This window comes from Pseudomonas monteilii NBRC 103158 = DSM 14164 (genome assembly GCF_000730605.1).
Classification (GTDB): Bacteria; Pseudomonadota; Gammaproteobacteria; order Pseudomonadales; family Pseudomonadaceae; genus Aquipseudomonas; species Aquipseudomonas monteilii.
Window position 1 is genome coordinate 47,401 of sequence record NZ_BBIS01000012.1, and the last position, 16,963, is coordinate 64,363.

Annotated in this window: 10 protein-coding genes and 2 pseudogenes; 7 read left to right on the forward strand and 5 right to left on the reverse strand. The window is 60.4% G+C overall.

Going from position 1 to position 16,963, the window contains the following annotated elements; genetic code table 11:
• Positions 1–4: 4 nt before the first annotated feature.
• The 4 genes from PM2_RS07275 to PM2_RS07290 all read right to left on the reverse strand — a co-directional run bounded on the left by PM2_RS07275 (position 5) and on the right by PM2_RS07290 (position 5,382).
• Complete coding sequence (locus PM2_RS07275; protein ID WP_028698892.1) at positions 5–1,432, reverse strand: sigma-54-dependent transcriptional regulator; 1,428 nt, start codon at positions 1,430–1,432, stop codon at positions 5–7.
• The gene (locus tag PM2_RS07280) at positions 1,401–2,894 is read right to left on the reverse strand and encodes a sensor histidine kinase (RefSeq protein WP_033740247.1); all 1,494 of its coding nucleotides are present in this window, start codon (positions 2,892–2,894) and stop codon (positions 1,401–1,403) included. Before PM2_RS07280 ends, PM2_RS07275 begins: the two co-directional genes overlap by 32 nt.
• A gap of 284 nt (positions 2,895–3,178) precedes the next feature.
• Positions 3,179–4,639, reverse strand: a complete 1,461-nt coding sequence (locus PM2_RS07285) for a sensor histidine kinase (protein WP_028698889.1) — start codon at positions 4,637–4,639, stop codon at positions 3,179–3,181.
• A gap of 149 nt (positions 4,640–4,788) precedes the next feature.
• The gene (locus PM2_RS07290; protein WP_028698888.1) at positions 4,789–5,382 is read right to left on the reverse strand and encodes a lytic transglycosylase domain-containing protein; all 594 of its coding nucleotides are present in this window, start codon (positions 5,380–5,382) and stop codon (positions 4,789–4,791) included.
• A gap of 185 nt (positions 5,383–5,567) precedes the next feature.
• On the opposite strand from PM2_RS07290, the gene gspG reads away from it, so the two are divergent.
• The 3 genes and pseudogenes from gspG to PM2_RS29840 all read left to right on the forward strand — a co-directional run.
• Entirely contained in the window at positions 5,568–5,993 is a 426-nt protein-coding gene (gene gspG, locus PM2_RS07295) for a type II secretion system major pseudopilin GspG (protein ID WP_028698887.1), read from the forward strand.
• Between the two features lie 11 nt (positions 5,994–6,004).
• Positions 6,005–7,195: a type II secretion system F family protein gene (locus PM2_RS07300; RefSeq protein ID WP_016714011.1), complete on the forward strand. Its 1,191-nt coding sequence runs from the start codon at positions 6,005–6,007 to the stop codon at positions 7,193–7,195.
• 57 nt (positions 7,196–7,252) lie between these two features.
• A pseudogene (locus PM2_RS29840) lies at positions 7,253–7,438 on the forward strand (transposase); the annotation flags it as partial.
• A 318-nt stretch (positions 7,439–7,756) separates the two neighbouring features.
• Here the strand turns inward: PM2_RS29840 and PM2_RS29845 are convergent.
• Entirely contained in the window at positions 7,757–10,066 is a 2,310-nt protein-coding gene (locus tag PM2_RS29845) for a phosphatidylinositol-specific phospholipase C domain-containing protein (RefSeq protein ID WP_161775517.1), read from the reverse strand.
• Positions 10,067–10,487: 421 nt separating this feature from the next.
• On the opposite strand from PM2_RS29845, the pseudogene PM2_RS30700 reads away from it, so the two are divergent.
• From PM2_RS30700 to PM2_RS07330, 4 genes and pseudogenes are all read left to right on the forward strand, one after another.
• Positions 10,488–10,653: pseudogene (locus tag PM2_RS30700) on the forward strand (IS5/IS1182 family transposase); the annotation flags it as partial.
• Between the two features lie 298 nt (positions 10,654–10,951).
• Positions 10,952–12,193: a multidrug efflux RND transporter periplasmic adaptor subunit MexE gene (mexE, locus tag PM2_RS07320; RefSeq protein ID WP_016714008.1), complete on the forward strand. Its 1,242-nt coding sequence runs from the start codon at positions 10,952–10,954 to the stop codon at positions 12,191–12,193.
• A gap of 12 nt (positions 12,194–12,205) precedes the next feature.
• The gene (locus PM2_RS07325; protein WP_016714007.1) at positions 12,206–15,385 is read left to right on the forward strand and encodes an efflux RND transporter permease subunit; all 3,180 of its coding nucleotides are present in this window, start codon (positions 12,206–12,208) and stop codon (positions 15,383–15,385) included.
• A complete protein-coding gene (locus PM2_RS07330; RefSeq protein WP_016714006.1) occupies positions 15,382–16,797 on the forward strand; it encodes an efflux transporter outer membrane subunit in 1,416 nt (471 codons plus the stop codon). The genes PM2_RS07325 and PM2_RS07330 overlap by 4 nt, the downstream gene beginning before the upstream one ends.
• Positions 16,798–16,963: the final 166 nt, after the last annotated feature.

Sequence of the window (16,963 nt, forward strand, 5' to 3'; positions counted from 1 at the left end):
TGCCCTACCACTGACGCTTGTCTGGCCGGGTCAGCCCCAGTTTCTCGATCCGGTACCGCAGCATGTCCCGCGACAGCCCCAGCATCCGCGCCGACTTGGTCACGTTCCAGTCGGTACGGTCCAGGGTCTTGCACACCAGGTCGCGCTCCATGTCGGGCAGGCTGGTGCCCGGCTCCGGCTCGTGCCGTGGCATTTCGAACATTGCCGGCGCCTGCTGGGCTGCCAATGGCTCGTCGATCAACGTCATGCACAGGTTCAGCTGGTGCGCCTGCACCACCTCGTTCGGTGCCAGCAGCACGGTCTGCTCCAGCATATTACGCAGTTCGCGCACATTGCCTGGCCAGCTGTAGCCCAGCATCAGGCTCTCGGCTTCGGTGGAAAAACGCAGGTTCGGCTTGCCATAACGCCGGCCATGGTGGGCCAGGAAATGCCGGGCCAACAGCAGAATGTCCTGCCCACGGGCATACAGGCGCGGCACCTTCAGGGCAATGATGCGCAGGCGGAAGAACAGGTCGCGGCGGAACTTGCCCTGCTGCACCATCTGCTCCAGGTTGCAGTTGGTGGCACTGATCACCCGCAAGTCAACCTTGCGCTCCTTCACCGCACCAATCCGGCGGATGCAGCGGTCTTCCAGCAGCTTGAGCAGCTTGGCCTGCAGCACCAGGTCCATCTCGCCAATTTCGTCGAGGAACAAGGTGCCGCCATCGGCCGCCTCCACCAGGCCTACCCGGCGCTCCTTGGCGTCGGTGAATGCACCCTTCTCGTGGCCGAACAGTTCGGCCTCCAGCAGGTTGGCCGGGATCGAGGCGCAGTTGAACTCGATGAACGGCCCCTTGCTGCGCGTGCCATCGAAATGCAGGGCGCGAGCCACCAGTTCCTTGCCGGTGCCGGTTTCGCCTTCGACCAGCACCGGTGGCAGATCGTCACTGGCCATACGCCGTTCGGCATCCAGCACCTGGCGCAGGGTGTGCTTGAGGGTCAGCATCGTTGGCGACTCGCCGATCAACGCCTGCAACCCGGACTTCTGCGCCTCTCGCTCTTGGTAGAACGACAGCGTGCGCTCCATGCGCTCGGCAGCCAGGGCCTTGTCCAGGGTCAGCTTGAGTTCGGCCAGTACCACGGGCTTGCTCAGGTAATGGAAGGCGCCCTCCTTCATCGCCTGCACGGCATCTTCAACATTGCCGTAGCCGGTCATCATGATCACTTTCAGGTCCGGCACCTGTGCCACCAAGCTCCGCAGCAGGTCGTGCCCGCTCATGCCAGGCAGCGAGTTGTCGGTCAGCACCGCGTCGGGCCGGGCCCGTTTGATCTGCTCCAGCGCCAGCTCCGCGCTATGGCATACGGTGACCTCGTAGCCCTTGAGGCTGAGGTAGGTGCGAATGTTGTCGGCGAGAATTTCATCATCCTCGACTACCAGGATGCTGTGCTCCATGGTCCCCTCCCGCTGCGATATTGAATGTAAGGCTGACGCGGGTTCCTTCCTCTTCGCGGCTGCTCAGGCTGACCGAGCCGCCAAAACGTTCCATGATGCGTTTGACCAGGGCCAGGCCTACACCGAGGCCACCCTGTTTGGTCGTGAAGAACGGCTTGAACACCATCCGTTCCTGCTGTTGGCTCATGCCCTTGCCCGTGTCGGTGAGCACGAGTTCGGCACGCAGGCCACCCTGCACATTGACCTGGGCATTCAACATACCGCCGCAGGGCATGGCCTCCAGGGCATTGGAAAACAGGCTGTTGAGAATTTGCGTCAGCTGCAACGGCTGGCTGACCACCCACTGCACGTCAGGCCCCTCGAAATGGAAGCGCACGCCGTTTCGTTCGATCTGCTGGGCGAAGGCCAGGTGGGTGTCTTCGATGGCGGCCACCAGGTCCACGGCTTCAGGTTCGTCGCTGGTCGGGCGCAACGACACCAGCAGGTCACGTACCCAGCGCGACATACGGTCGACCTGGCCGATGATATCGGTGATGTTCTTCTGCGCAGCAGCGTTGGCGGTTTCCTGAGCCAGCTCGGCGCTTGAGCGGATGTTGGCCAGCGGGTTGCGCAAGCTGTGGGCTACCGCCGACGACATCTCGCCCAGCGCCACGTAGGTTTCGCTGGCCACCAGCCGGTCCTGTTGCAGGTGCAGCATCTGCGCCGCCCGGCGCACGATCCAGAACAGCCCGAAATAGATGAGTGCCCCGCCCACCAGTGTCGAAGCCCAGATCAGCACATAACCCCGCTGGATGCGCCGCACCAGGTCCTGTGGCTCTTTGTAGATTTCCACCATGGCCAATACCTGCTCGCCCTGGCTGTCGAACAGCGGAATGTAGTTTTCGATGAACAGGTAGCGCGGTTCACGCTGAAACTTCTGTTCTTCGCGATCTTCCTCGGCCTTGTGGTAGCTGGCAGACACCGCCTTGCGCGACCGGAAGGCACGATCGAGGTCGCCGTCGGCTTCTATTCGCTTGCCAATCAGCTCGACGTTGGTGGACCAGACGATGGTGCGGTCGCGGGCGTAGACGTTGGCCAGCAAGGTATCTGGCAAGTGCTCGACATGGTCCAGGAACTCGACCCGGGTCGACTCGGCCAGTGCGGGGATGAACTGCAGGTGCTGCAGGTCCAGACGCGGGTCAAGCAGCTCACCCATGGTGGTGCCTGGCGGCAACTGCGAATGGCGTACCTCAGCCTGGGCCATGGCCTGAATGAACTGCGCGGTAAGCATGGCATCGCGCTGCACGCTGTCGCGAACCACGAACCGCGTTGACACATAACCCAACCCGCCCGCCACGGCGGTGATGATCAACAGGCTGATGACCGAAAACCACCGCAGCAGGTTGAACTCACGCAATGGCACAGCCAGACCGCTGGCGGTCGCACCGGGCTTGTCGCGAACTTCGTTTTCCAGCATCTGCATCGCGTGGTTCCCGCACAGGGCGTCCGTTCAGAAATGCCTCAAGGCCAACAGCCAATTGAAAGCACCCCGCCTGGGCAGCCTGATAGCTGCCTTGTGTTGCGTGTTGCGCTCTGCACATCACGTAGCAAGAACTCAGCCAGCCAGCAATAAAACATTATAATTCAGTACCTTATAAAGCTTTTCTAAATACAGCATGAGGAAAAATCCCCACATTTGGGTAACTATCACCCAAACCCTACAAAATCTTTAAATATCAATAGCTTAAATAGATTAATTAATGTTTTCTATAAGCCGGATACCAAGCGGAACGTCAAAGATACCCGCGTACCATGGCCCTCGCTGCTGCTGAGCCGAACCGAACCGCCGAAGCGCTCCATGATGCGTTTCACCAGCACCAGGCCCACCCCTAGCCCACCCTGTTTGGTGGTGAAGAACGGCCGGAAGGCCATGCGCTGCTGCTCTTCGCTCATGCCCTTGCCATTGTCGGACAGGCGCAGTGTCAAGCAGCGCCGTTTCTGGCGCACCACCTCGATACGCAGACGCCCGCCCTGCTCCATCGACTCCAGGGCATTGGCAACCAGGCTGCTGAACACCTGCCGCAGTAACGCCGGGTGCCCCAATACCTGCACTGCCGGTAACGGTTGCAGGTCAAGGCTTACCCCACTGCGTGCCAACGGCACGGCATAGGTCTGCAAGCTTTCCTGCAACGCCTGTGGCAAGTCCACCGCCACGGCCTCGTCGTTGAGCGGGCGCAGTGACTGCAGCATCTGGCGGATCCACTGCGACATGCGATCGACCTGGCTGATGATATCGTTGACTTGACGTTGCGCCGGGCCGTCGTCGAACGCCTGGGCCAGTTCGGCACTCGAGCGGATACTCGCCAGCGGGTTGCGCAGGCTGTGGGCCACCGCCGACGACACCTCGCCCAGTGCAACGTAGGTCTCGTTGTTAATCAGCCGCTTCTGCTGCACCGCCAGCAACCGCGCGGCACGGTGCATGATGCCGTACAGGCCGATATAGACCAGCGCGGCCCCCACGGTGATAGCCAGCCAGATCAGGATCAGGCCATGCTCGATGCGCACGATCAGATCATGGGGCTCTTTATAGATTTCGACCATTGCCGTGACGTTCTCGCCATCGGCATCGAACAGCGGAATGTAGTTTTCGATGAACAGCTGCTCGGGCGGGGTAACGAATTTCTGCTCGGCGCGGGCCTGTTCGAAGTTATGGTAGCTGGCCGAGACCCGCATCTTGTACTCGAAGGCCCGCTCCAGGTCGTCGTCGCCATTGATCAGCTTACCGATCAGCGCCGGGTTGCTGGACCAGATCACCGTACGGTCCGGCGCATAGATATTGGCCAGCAGCATGTCGGGCAGGTGGGCGATATGGTCGAGAAACTCACCGCGCGCCTTGCGTCGGGCATCCGGGTCGACATCGGGCAGGTTGCTGCGGTCGGTACGCGGGTCTATCAGCTCGCCCATGGTGCGCACGTTGGGGATCGACACGTGGCGTACTTCGGCGTCGGCGATGGAGGTGATGAATTGCGCGGTGAGCAAGGCATCGCGCTCCACGCTCTCATCGATGATGAAACGGCTGGAAATCAGCCCCAGCCCGGCAGCCACCGACAGGATGATGGCCAGGCTGACCCAGGCATACCAACGCAAAAGGTTGAAGGGCTTGCGCGGGGCAGCCAACTCGTTACCGACAGGCACTTCGATGGTCTCGGAACGAGGGGCGATGTCCATGGCGGACTCCACATCTGGGCACCTTCAGAAGGTTATAGCCCAGAGTTGGGGAAACCATAGTATTAAATTGATGGCATCCGCCGAAGGGTAACGTTTTTTTCACTTCGTACAGCCGGTCACTGCAGAAACGGCAGCCGTACCCGCCCCCCTCAGAGAGCGCCATCGTCTGCCAACCCCTGCAATTTGCGGTATTCGCGCAGCACAGCAGGTACATAACGGCGAGTTTCGGCATATGGGGGCACCGCTCCGCGCCGCAACACGGCATCCGGCCCCGCGTTGTAAGCCGCCACGGCCAAGGTGATGTCGTTATCAAACAGAGTCAGCATGCGCTTCAGGTAGCGTGCCCCACCCTGCACGTTGTCTTCCGGGTCCAGGCGGTCTTCCACGCCCATCTCGCGAGCGGTATCGGGCATCAGTTGCATCAACCCCACCGCACCCGCCGGCGAACGGGCTTTGGGGTTATAGCCGGACTCTGCCTTGATCAGCGCGTGCAACAACGCCGGGGGCACATTGTGGATGCGTGCCGCTGTGGCGACCACCTCGGCATAGGGGCGGCCAGTGATCATCTGCGCATTGGCCGGGCCAGCCTGGGCGAGCGGTTCGTTGATCACCTTTTCATAATGTCGTCCGGGCCGATGGACGTTGGTCAGTACGTAGCCCCCCTTGGCATCGATTGAGATGTACACATCAGCCTGGGCAGCCCCTGCCGTCAGCCAGATCAAACCGAGGATGAGTCCACGCATGTCGGTCGCCTCTTCGTCGTGGCCCCCGATGTGGGGGAAATGCCCCGGAAAACCCGAGGTCGATGACCACGACGCAAGCACTGTGCCGCTTCCAGTGCCGCATGGCGCAAGGCCCCGAGGCAGACGTGCATGGCTGTTGCATGGTGCCTGTCAACGCGTGTTCCCATGCAGTGGAGGGCTTCACCATGCAGCGCAGAACCAACCCGCAACGTGGCTTCACCCTGCTTGAACTCCTGGTGGTACTGGTGGTGCTCGGCCTGTTGGCCGGCATCGTCGCGCCCAAGTACTTCAGCCAGCTCGGCCGCTCCGAGGCCAAGGTGGCCCGGGCGCAGATCGAGGGGCTGAGCAAGGCTCTGGACCTGTACCGCCTGGAAGTCGGCCGCTACCCCAACAGTGAGCAAGGCTTGCAGGCGCTGGTGGTCGCCCCCAGTGGCGAGGCTCGCTGGACCGGCCCGTATCTGCAGAAGGCCGTGCCGCAAGACCCATGGGGCCGCCCGTACATCTACCGGCAGCCCGGCGAGAACGGCGGTGAATACGACCTGCTGTCGATGGGCAAGGACGGCCAGCCGGGTGGTGATGGGGAAAACGCGGAAATTACCAGCTGGCAGTAAGGAGAGCGGCCATGCGCTACAGCCTCAAGGCCCTGGGCAGACAGGGTGTGGTGCAGTTGCAGATCGACGCCGAGGACGCCGACCAGGCCCGTCGCCAGGCCGAGGACCAAGGCCTGCGTGTGCTCAGCCTGCGCAGCAACGGCGGCGCCTTGCGCGGCACGGTCTGGCGCCGCGAGGCGGCGTTTGATCTGGTGCTGTTCAGCCAGGAACTGTCGACCCTGCTCAATGCCGGCCTGCCGTTGATCGACGCACTGGAAAGCCTGGCCGAAAAGGCCCCCGCTGCGGCCACACGCAAGGTGCTGGGCGAGCTGGTGCGCCAGCTGTACGAAGGCCGCTCGCTGTCCCAGGCACTGGGCCAGCAACCCCGGGTGTTCCCGCCGCTGTATGTGGCGCTGGTGCAGTCCAGCGAACGCACCGGTGCGCTGGGCGACGCACTGGCCCGTTACATCAGCTATCGCCAGCGCCTGGACCTGGTCCGGCAGAAGCTGGTGGGCGCATCGGTGTACCCCTTGCTGCTGTTGCTGGTAGGCGGCGGCGTGGTGCTGTTCCTGCTCGGCTACGTGGTGCCGCGTTTCAGCCAGGTGTTCGAAGGCATGGGCACCGAGTTGCCCTGGCTGTCACGGGTGTTGATGCAGATCGGTCTGTTTTTGCACGCGCAGCAACTGCCTCTGGCGCTGGGCACTGCAGGTGGCGTCACGGCGCTGTGGCTGCTGCGCCGCCATCCCCGGGTACGCCGCTGGGCATCCTGTCAATTGCGCCGGCTGCCAGCGCTGCATCAACGTTTGATGATGTACGAACTGGCGCGCTTCTATCGCTCGTTGGGTATCCTGCTGCAAGGTGGCATTCCCATCCTCACCGCCATGGGCATGGCCCGCGGCCTGCTCGGCAGTGCCGCAGGTCAAGGCCTGGCACAGGCCAGCCAGCGCGTGGGCGAAGGGCTGCCGCTGTCCGATGCGCTGAAGGCCGGGCACCTGGTTACACCCGTGTCGCTGCGTCTGCTGCAGGCCGGCGAGCAGTCCGGCAACCTCGGCGAGATGCTGGAGCGCTGCGCCGACTTCCACGACCAGGAAATCGGCCGCTGGGTGGAATGGTTCGTCAAACTGTTCGAACCGCTGCTGATGACGTTCATCGGCCTGCTGATCGGCCTGATCGTGATCCTGATGTACATGCCGATCTTCGAACTGGCTTCAAGCATTCACTGAGGCGCCAGGCCCAGGCTTCGGCGAGACGTGGTGCCTTCCTAGGCGGTGTGCTGGTGGATGATAACGACGAACGGGCCAACGACCGAGAAAGGCACGCCTGTCACCGATGTTGCCCGGCGCCTGGGCATGTCCGCTCACAGCCTCTACGCCTGGATCGAGCGCTACGCCAAGCCCCAAGAGCATCGTCAGCAAGACGATGACCAGCAAGCCGAGCTGCGTCAGCTTCGCGCTGAGCTCAAGCGTGGATGTGCAGCGACGTGGCGATCGACGCATTGGTGATGGTCGTGTGGCGCCGCAAGCCACAGCAGCAAGTGATGATTCATTCAGACTAAGGGAGCCAATTCAGTAGCTCAGATTGGCAAAAGTGGGTTCCCAGCAAGGGTGACAAGGAAATTGAAGAAGCCAGGCAGGATATGACCAGCTTCTTCATGCGATACAACCCCATCTGGCTCCAGCGCCGCAACAACTACCGGTCGCCAATAGCTATGGAGCAGGAAGCAGTGTGATCACCGTAATCTGTATCCGGAAGGACATGACCCGAACACCCTCTTGTCATCTCGACTATGGTGTCTCATTTAGCTCGCAGTGCAATCGCATACCATTGAGCGCCGTATCGTCCCCATCAAAAGGATCCTCGACACGGGTTACAAAGCCATTTGCAGATTGACCTGTCGGGCAAGAGAAGAGCTGACTCCATACACCCCATTGAGAGCGCGGTTCCAGCGCCAACTCTTTCCCGTTTCTGCAGATCAGTCGCACATTGCCGGCGGCAGTATCATCACCATTGCCTTGATACTGTTCGATGCGAATCTTGAATCCGGTCACTGGCCCGTCACTTTGCTGACAAAAGACCGGGCCGGTAACCTGTGAACCCCAGGGCCCTTCCTTACTTTTAATTGGCAATGAAGTGTCTCTAGAACAGTACATCTCGATGGCATTCAAAGCCGAGTCGTCTCCTTTCCCCAAGTAAGGTTCATTCTTCAGCCTGAAGCCCCAAATGAATTTTCCGGCCTGACATTTCCGGAGCGGCCCCCACCCCCCCCAAAATCCGTCTGAAGCCGATGATGCTGTCTTGGGTACGACGTTCTGACCAGCAAAGGGATCCATTGATACCCGAGCCGAGGATATTTTGCCATCGAGTTTCTGTGTTCCGCCCGAACGAACAACTTGGACCTTGCGATCAGGGCTGGTCCAATTGTATTCAAACCTGGGGATTGTGACAGGCGTGGTTACATCCTCCTTGACCGTTATGGTTGAACAGCCCTGATCACAGGTATTTGAGTTCCAATTACCATAAAACTGGATGACCGTATTCTTCCTTGCCTTGAGCAAGCGAGCGGAAACAGCCTCATCATTATCGCACCCCCGACTGCTAGGAAAATTGAATGAATAGTTACCATCCAGCTTAATGGTACAAAGATTGTTCTGACCACCACCCGTGCTCTCATACAAAGCAATTGACGCACCTGAATAGTCGAACGACATATCGTTTTCCACCTTGACTCGACTTACCTTCCCGTCGAGCCCATTATTTTTGACCCAAACAATCTGATAATCATCATTGCTATAGAATGACTGCTCGAAGGTATTAACCTTCACCACTTTGTCACGGCCAATATCGCGCTTGATGTCGACAACTGCGTAATCGTCTTGCATGTTACCATCGGGACTGTCATAAAATGTAATTTGCGTCCCCTTTTTTATCCCTGACATAGAAAATGATCGCATTTCGTCATTTTCGCATCCGAGCCGAGCCTGATCGCTCCCCTGCAAACTAACGGTCCGATCAAACGCAGTGGAGAACGTACAAACAAGAGATTGGCTTACATTATTCCCCTCATAGGCAACAATGCCCCCATTATTATGGGCCTCGACATACTCCAAGACATCGCCTTGATCAACAAAATCGACCGCAATAAAATTGGGATCTCGCCCAGCGGCTGGCTTGCACTGTCCATTGATCCTGTCTACCAGCCCCACGCGACCACCCATTTCATTGTCGTCGCCACTATGCTGACTTAAGGGAACACCATGGTAGTGGTTCATAACAAAAAGCCGCGACCAGCCGTTGAAGTCAGGGTGACTGGCTTGCCTTGTATTCAAGGGAATACTAGCCCAACGCGTCTTGCAACTTAAATCGTGATCAAAAGCAGTATCACCCAAAGACCAGTAGTTTTCGACGGTAATATCCTCATCCTCAAACATATAAACATTACTTGCATAAACACCCGCATTTTCTGGTTTTTGCGTGATGAGGATGAGCCGCTGATTAGCGTTAACCATCTCTTGCAACGTTGGCCACTGAGAGCGCCCGCCCCACCGCCCAACCGGATTGAAAACAAAGTTTTTTAAAGTCGGTACAGCATTGAAAGCATTCTGCATGGCTGTTCTGTTAGCGTAATCCTCAAAATGAATAGTTATTACGGCATCTGCATTTGCTGCCAGAAACGCAGCCACCGTATTCAGCGCTGCAACCAAGGTAGTTTGACAATCAGACTTGGGATGACACAGCTGAACCGGATTATTATAGGTGTCCAGCATAAGCCCTCTCACTCCACGGGCTAGTTGCTCTGAAATCGACAGGTCTTGGTTAGGGGTGCCCGTCCAGGTGTTGGTGACAAATGAATTATGGGACATCACCCATTGATAGTCACTGAAGGGTCGTGATTTGTCCACTACCGCACCTGGCTGGGCGTTACTGATACTAGACTGCTGCGCCGACACGAGACCACTCAACAACATTATGAGCAGCGCTAACAACCAACGCACCAGATATACAGGAGCACCTCCACTCCAACGAGCTTCTCGGAGAAGAAGCATGAACGACTCAAACCTCCTTAGTCCAACACCACACGAAGCAATCTCGTTCATCATAATATCCCTCTTCTGCAATTTTCTGCTTAGCGCAAATAGACGTTATGCCCACAGCCAATACAAAAGAACGAAAATAAATGAAGAAAATTTGCGCCCCATGCATTCCACTTAACAATATCTCAGAACTCTATATGCGCCGTATAATTCAGCATTGGCATTTACCCCACTAAAGGCTGCCCTCAGTGGCTACGGAGCGCATGAACATAACGGGACACCGTTCCTAACACAAAACCAGGAGAATCAGTAACAATAAATACATCTAAAAGATCGCGTATATTTCAGCTTCATGCGGAACCCGCTTGTCCGCTGCTTGCGCCTCCACTCTGCCGAGTAGCCTTGCACAAGGCAACTAGCAAAAATGCTAGGGATTCTCCGAACGCAAGCCTTGCCCATGAGTCAGATGAGCTTCTCCGATTTCGAAGTGGAGCACCCATTCCGGGTGATCAAGCGCCAGTTCGTTTATATGACGACTCGCTTTCGTGGCTGGCCAAGAATATGGCGCAACTGACCACGCTGTTTGCGCTGTCGAATCTGTGGATTGTGCATAGGCAGTTATAAGCGCTGCGGGAGAGGTGCGCCTGTAGCGCGAAAGAACGAGGGCAAAGCCCTGGTTCTGACCCGACTAACGGCTGAAAAATGCGGCCGGCTGGCGCGTTGCGCTTCCTTCGCGGCACGTGCCTTCCCTGGTGACCGTGACCGCATGCGCATAGTTTGACGCCCCCGGCACGAACGGGGTACAGCTCAACCCCAATCATGCCCGACATCTATGAATGACCCGCACATATCATTCAGCGTGATAATAACCTTCGCCCCGTTCGATTCGTGCCTCACGCGCAACACACTCACACTCCGCCCACTACTAATACATTGGCGGAGTTCTCCATGGAACAATCACTCAAACACTTGCGCTTTCCCCTCGCTGCCCTGGCAGTGGTGGTGATCAGCGCTTGCGGTCGAACCCCAGACGCCGTGCAGGCTCCCGCCGCGCCGAAGGTCAGTGTGGCCAAGGTGATCGAGCAACCGATCAACGAATGGGACGAGTTCACCGGCCGCCTAGAAGCCCCGGAAACCGTCGAAGTACGCCCACGGGTTTCCGGCCAGATCGACCAGGTGGCCTTCACCGAAGGCGCCCAGGTCAAGAAAGGCGACCTGCTGTTCCAGATCGACCCTCGCCCGTTCCAGGCTGAAGTCCGCCGCCTTGAAGCCCAACTGCAACAGGCCAAGGCCACTGCCATTCGCAGTGCCAACGAAGCCCGCCGTGGCGAACGCCTGCGTGACAGCAACGCCATCTCCGCCGAGCTGGCCGAATCGCGCAGCAGCGCTGCCGCCGAAGCCCGTGCCGGGGTCGATGCCATTCAGGCCCAGCTTGACCTGGCACGCCTTAACCTCAGCTTCACCCGCGTCACCGCGCCTATCAGCGGCCGTGTCAGCCGCGCCGCGTTCACCGCCGGCAACATCGTCAGCGCCGATGTCACCCCGCTGACCAGCGTGGTGTCCACCGACAAGGTCTACGCCTACTTCGACGCCGACGAGCGCGTGTACCTCAAGTACACCCAGCTGGCACGCGAGGGCCAGCGTGGCCAGAGCACCCCGGTGTACCTGGGCTTGACCAACGAAAGCGGCAATCCGCACCTGGGCCAGATGAACTTCGTCGACAACCAGGTCAACCCGCGCACCGGCACCATCCGTGGCCGTGCGGTGTTCGACAACAGCGACGGCCAGTTCACCCCAGGCCTATATGCACGCCTGAAGCTGGTGGGCAGCGCCCAGTACGACGCCGTGCTGATCAACGACGAAGCCGTGGGCACCGACCTTGGCAAGAAGTTCGTGCTGGTCATGGACAAGGACAACAAGGCTGCCTACCGCGCCGTGGAGTTAGGGCCGAAGCTGGAAGGCTTGCGCATCGTGCGCAGCGGCCTGGGCAAGGATGACCGCATCGTGGTCAAGGGCCTGCAGCGCGTGCGTCCTGGCTCGCCGGTCACCCCGATCGATACCCAGATGGCCAGCGAACAGACCCTCGCCGCCCTCGCCCAGCAGCGCCAGGCCCTGGAGGCCAGCAACCCGGCGCCGAAGGTGGCGGGCAATAACGTGAAAGTCGCCAGCGCCCAGGCGCCACGCGGTTAAGGGACCACACCGATGAACTTCTCGAAATTCTTCATTACCCGGCCAATCTTCGCCGCGGTGCTGTCGCTGGTGCTGCTGATCGCGGGCTCCATCTCGCTGTTCCAGCTGCCAATCAGCGAATACCCCGAAGTGGTCCCGCCAACCGTGGTGGTGCGCGCCAACTTCCCCGGTGCCAACCCCAAGGTCATCGGCGAAACCGTCGCCGCGCCGCTGGAGCAGGCAATTACCGGTGTGGAGAACATGCTGTACATGTCCTCCCAGTCCACCGCTGACGGCAAGCTGACGCTGACCATTACCTTCGCCCTAGGCACCGACCTGGACAACGCCCAGGTACAGGTGCAGAACCGCGTCACCCGCACCCAGCCCAAGCTGCCCGAGGAAGTGACCCGCATCGGTATTACCGTCGACAAGGCCTCGCCCGACCTAACCATGGTCGTGCACCTGACCTCGCCGGACAACCGCTACGACATGCTCTACCTGTCCAACTACGCCATCCTCAACATCAAGGACGAACTGGCGCGCCTGGGCGGCGTAGGCGACGTGCAACTGTTCGGCATGGGCGACTACTCGCTGCGCGTGTGGCTGGACCCGAACAAGACCGCTTCGCGCAACCTCACCGCCAGTGATGTGGTCGCTGCAATCCGCGAGCAGAACCGCCAGGTGGCAGCAGGCCAGCTGGGCGCACCGCCCGCCCCCGGCTCCACCAGCTTCCAGCTGTCGATCAACACCCAGGGCCGACTGGTCAACGAGGAAGAGTTCGAAAACATCATCATCCGTGCCGGTGCCAATGGCGAAATCACCCGCCTGAAGGACATCGCCCGGGTCGAACTCGGCTCCAGCCAGTATGCCCTGCGTTCGCTGCTGAACAACCAGCCGGCCGTGGCCATCCCGATCTTCCAGCGCCCAGGCTCCAACGCTATCGAGATCTCCGACGAAGTGCGGGCGAAAATGGCCGAGCTGAAGAAGGACTTCCCGGAAGGGATGGACTACAGCATCGTCTATGACCCGACCATCTTCGTGCGCGGTTCCATCGAAGCGGTGGTACATACCCTGTTCGAAGCACTGGTGCTGGTGGTGCTGGTGGTGATCCTGTTCCTGCAAACCTGGCGTGCCTCGATCATCCCGCTGCTGGCTGTGCCGGTGTCGTTGATCGGTACCTTTGCAGTCATGCACCTGTTCGGCTTCTCGCTCAACGCCTTGTCGTTATTCGGCCTGGTGCTGGCCATCGGGATCGTGGTGGACGACGCCATCGTCGTGGTGGAAAACGTCGAACGTAATATCGGGCTGGGCCTGAAACCGCTGGAAGCCACGCAAAAGGCCATGAGCGAAGTGACCGGGCCGATCATCGCCACGGCGCTGGTGCTGTGCGCCGTGTTCGTGCCGGCCGCGTTCATTTCCGGCCTTACCGGGCAGTTCTACAAGCAATTCGCCCTGACCATTGCCATTTCCACGGTGATTTCGGCCTTCAACTCGCTGACCCTGTCGCCGGCCCTGGCTGCGGTGCTGCTCAAGGACCACCACGCACCCAAGGACCGTTTCTCGCGCATCCTGGAAAAACTGCTGGGCAGCTGGCTGTTCGCGCCGTTCAACCGCTTCTTCGACCGTGCCTCGAACCGCTACGTCGGTGGCGTACGCCGGGTCATCCGCTCCAGCGGCATCGCGCTGTTCGTGTACGCCGGCCTGATGGGCCTGACCTACCTGGGCTTCTCGTCCACCCCGACCGGTTTCGTGCCGGCGCAGGACAAGCAGTACCTGGTGGCCTTCGCCCAACTGCCTGACGCCGCCAGCCTTGACCGCACCGAGGCGGTGATCAAGCGCATGAGCGAAATTGCCCTGAAACAACCCGGTGTTGCCGACTCGGTAGCCTTCCCGGGCCTGTCGATCAACGGTTTCACCAACAGCCCGAACAGCGGCATCGTATTCACCCCGCTCAAGCCGTTCGATGAGCGCAAAGACCCGAGCCAATCGGCGGCAGCCATCGCGGCTGCACTGAATGCACAGTTTGCCGACATTCAGGATGCCTACATCGCCATCTTCCCACCGCCGCCGGTACAGGGCCTGGGTACCATTGGTGGCTTCCGCCTGCAAATCGAAGACCGTGGCAACCTGGGTTACGAAGCGCTGTACAAGGAAACCCAGAACATCATCGCCAAAAGCCACAACGTGCCAGAGCTGGCAGGCCTGTTCACCAGCTACCAGGTCAACGTGCCGCAAGTCGATGCCGCCATCGACCGGGAAAAGGCCAAGACCCATGGCGTGGCGATCACCGACATCTTCGACACCCTGCAGGTTTACCTGGGTTCGCTGTACACCAACGACTTCAACCGCTTTGGCCGCACCTACCAGGTCAACGTCCAGGCCGAGCAGCAGTTCCGCCTCGATGCCGAGCAGATCGGCCAGTTGAAGGTGCGTAACAACCTGGGCGAGATGATCCCGCTGGCGACCTTCCTCAAGGTCAGCGACACCTCCGGGCCAGACCGGGTCATGCACTACAACGGCTTCATTACCGCAGAAATCAACGGTGCCGCCGCCCCGGGCTACAGCTCTGGCCAAGCCGAAGCTGCGATCGAGAAACTGCTGAAAGAGGAACTGCCCAACGGCATGACCTTCGAGTGGACCGACCTGACCTACCAGCAGATCCTCTCGGGCAATACCGCACTGCTGGTATTCCCGCTGTGCGTACTGCTGGCGTTCCTGGTACTGGCTGCCCAGTACGAAAGCTGGAGCCTGCCACTGGCGGTGATCCTGATCGTGCCGATGACCCTGCTGTCGGCCATAACCGGTGTGATCGTGTCGGGTGGCGACAACAACATCTTCACCCAGATCGGTTTGATCGTACTGGTGGGCCTGGCGTGCAAGAACGCGATCCTGATCGTCGAGTTCGCCAAGGATGAACAGGCCAAAGGCCTCGACCCGCTGGCTGCGGTGCTGGAAGCCTGCCGCCTGCGTCTGCGGCCGATCCTGATGACCTCGATCGCCTTCATCATGGGTGTGGTGCCACTGGTGTTCAGCTCCGGTGCAGGTTCCGAAATGCGCCATGCCATGGGTGTGGCAGTGTTCTCGGGGATGATCGGCGTGACCGTGTTCGGCCTGTTCCTGACCCCGGTGTTCTTCTTCCTGATTCGCCGTTTCGTCGAGCGTCGCCAGGCCCGCAAGGCCGAACACGTTCAAGTGCTGGAGAACCATGCATGAACCTGCTCAAACCCCTGACCCCAAGCCTGCTGGCACTGGCCCTCGCGGCCTGTGCGGTAGGCCCGGACTACCAGGCCCCGGCCACCGAACCTGCGCAACTGAACAGCGACGTGCAGGCCAAGGCCTACGACCGTAGCCGCTTCGAAAGCCTGTGGTGGAAGCAGTTCGATGACCCGGTGCTGAACCAGCTGGTGCAGGCCTCGCTCGACGGCAACCGTGATTTGCGCGTGGCCTTCGCCCGTTTGAGATCGGCGCGTTCGATCCGTGAAGACGCCGAGAACGATCAGTTCCCGGTGGTCACCAGCCGCGCCAGCAGCGACATTGGCAAGGGCCAGATCCCTGGCCAGACCACGCAGCGGGTGAACAGCGAGCGCTATGACCTGGGCCTGGACATGGCCTGGGAGCTTGACCTGTTCGGCCGCATCCAGCGCCAGATCGAGGCCAGCGAAGCCCAGGAAGCGGCGGCCGCCGCCGACCTGCAGCAGTTGCAGGTGAGCCTGATCGCCGAGCTGGTCGATGCCTACGGGCAGCTACGCGGTGCCCAGTTGCGCGAGAAGATCGCCCTGGCCAACCTCAAGACCCAGCAAGAATCGCGGACCATTACCGAAACCCTGCGCGATGCCGGTGTGGGCAACGACCTCGACGTGGTGCGTGCCGATGCACGCCTGGCCGGGGTCGAGGCCACTGTGCCGCAACTGCAAGCTGAACAGGCTCGGGCGCGTCATCGCATTGCCACCCTGCTCGGCCAGCGCCCAGAGGCACTCAGCGTAGACCTGTCGCCCAAGGCCCTGCCGGCCATCGCCAAGGCGTTGCCGGTAGGCGATCCGGGGGAACTGCTGCGCCGCCGCCCGGATATCCGCAGCGCCGAACGCCAACTGGCGGCCGCCACCGCCAACGTAGGCGTAGCCACGGCAGACCTGTTCCCCCGCGTCAGCCTCAGCGGCTTCCTGGGCTTTACCGCCGCGCGTGGCTCGCAGATAGGCTCCTCGGCTGCCAATGCCTGGGCACTGGGCCCAAGCATTACCTGGGCGGCCTTCGACCTGGGCAGCGTGCGGGCCCGCCTGCGCGGCGCCAAGGCCGATGCCGAAGGGGCGCTGGCCAATTACGAGCAGCAGGTATTGCTGGCTCTGGAAGAGTCGGCCAATGCCTTCAGCGATTACGACAAGACCCAGCAGCGGCTGCTGTCGCTGATGCGCCAGAGCGATGCCAGCCGCAAGGCGGCAGAGCTGGCCTCGATCCGCTATCGCGAAGGGACGGTCGACTACCTGGTGCTGCTCGATGCCGAGCGTGAGCGGTTGAGCGCAGAAGATGCGCAGGCTCAGGGCGAAGTCGAGCTGTACCGCGGCATTGTCTCGATCTACAAGGCCCTGGGCGGCGGCTGGCAACCGGAAACCGTGGCCAGCGCACACTGATACCCCCTGTTTCAACGACTCCTTTGGTTGGCTCCTCCCCCAACCGTTTGCCCCGCTGGCCCTGGTCTGCGGGGCTTTTTTATTGTGGATAAGCATTGGCGCCGTTTTGCCGCCAAACTACAAGGGCGTGGTTGCATTTACCCCCCGTCTGGCCCAAGCTCTGCCC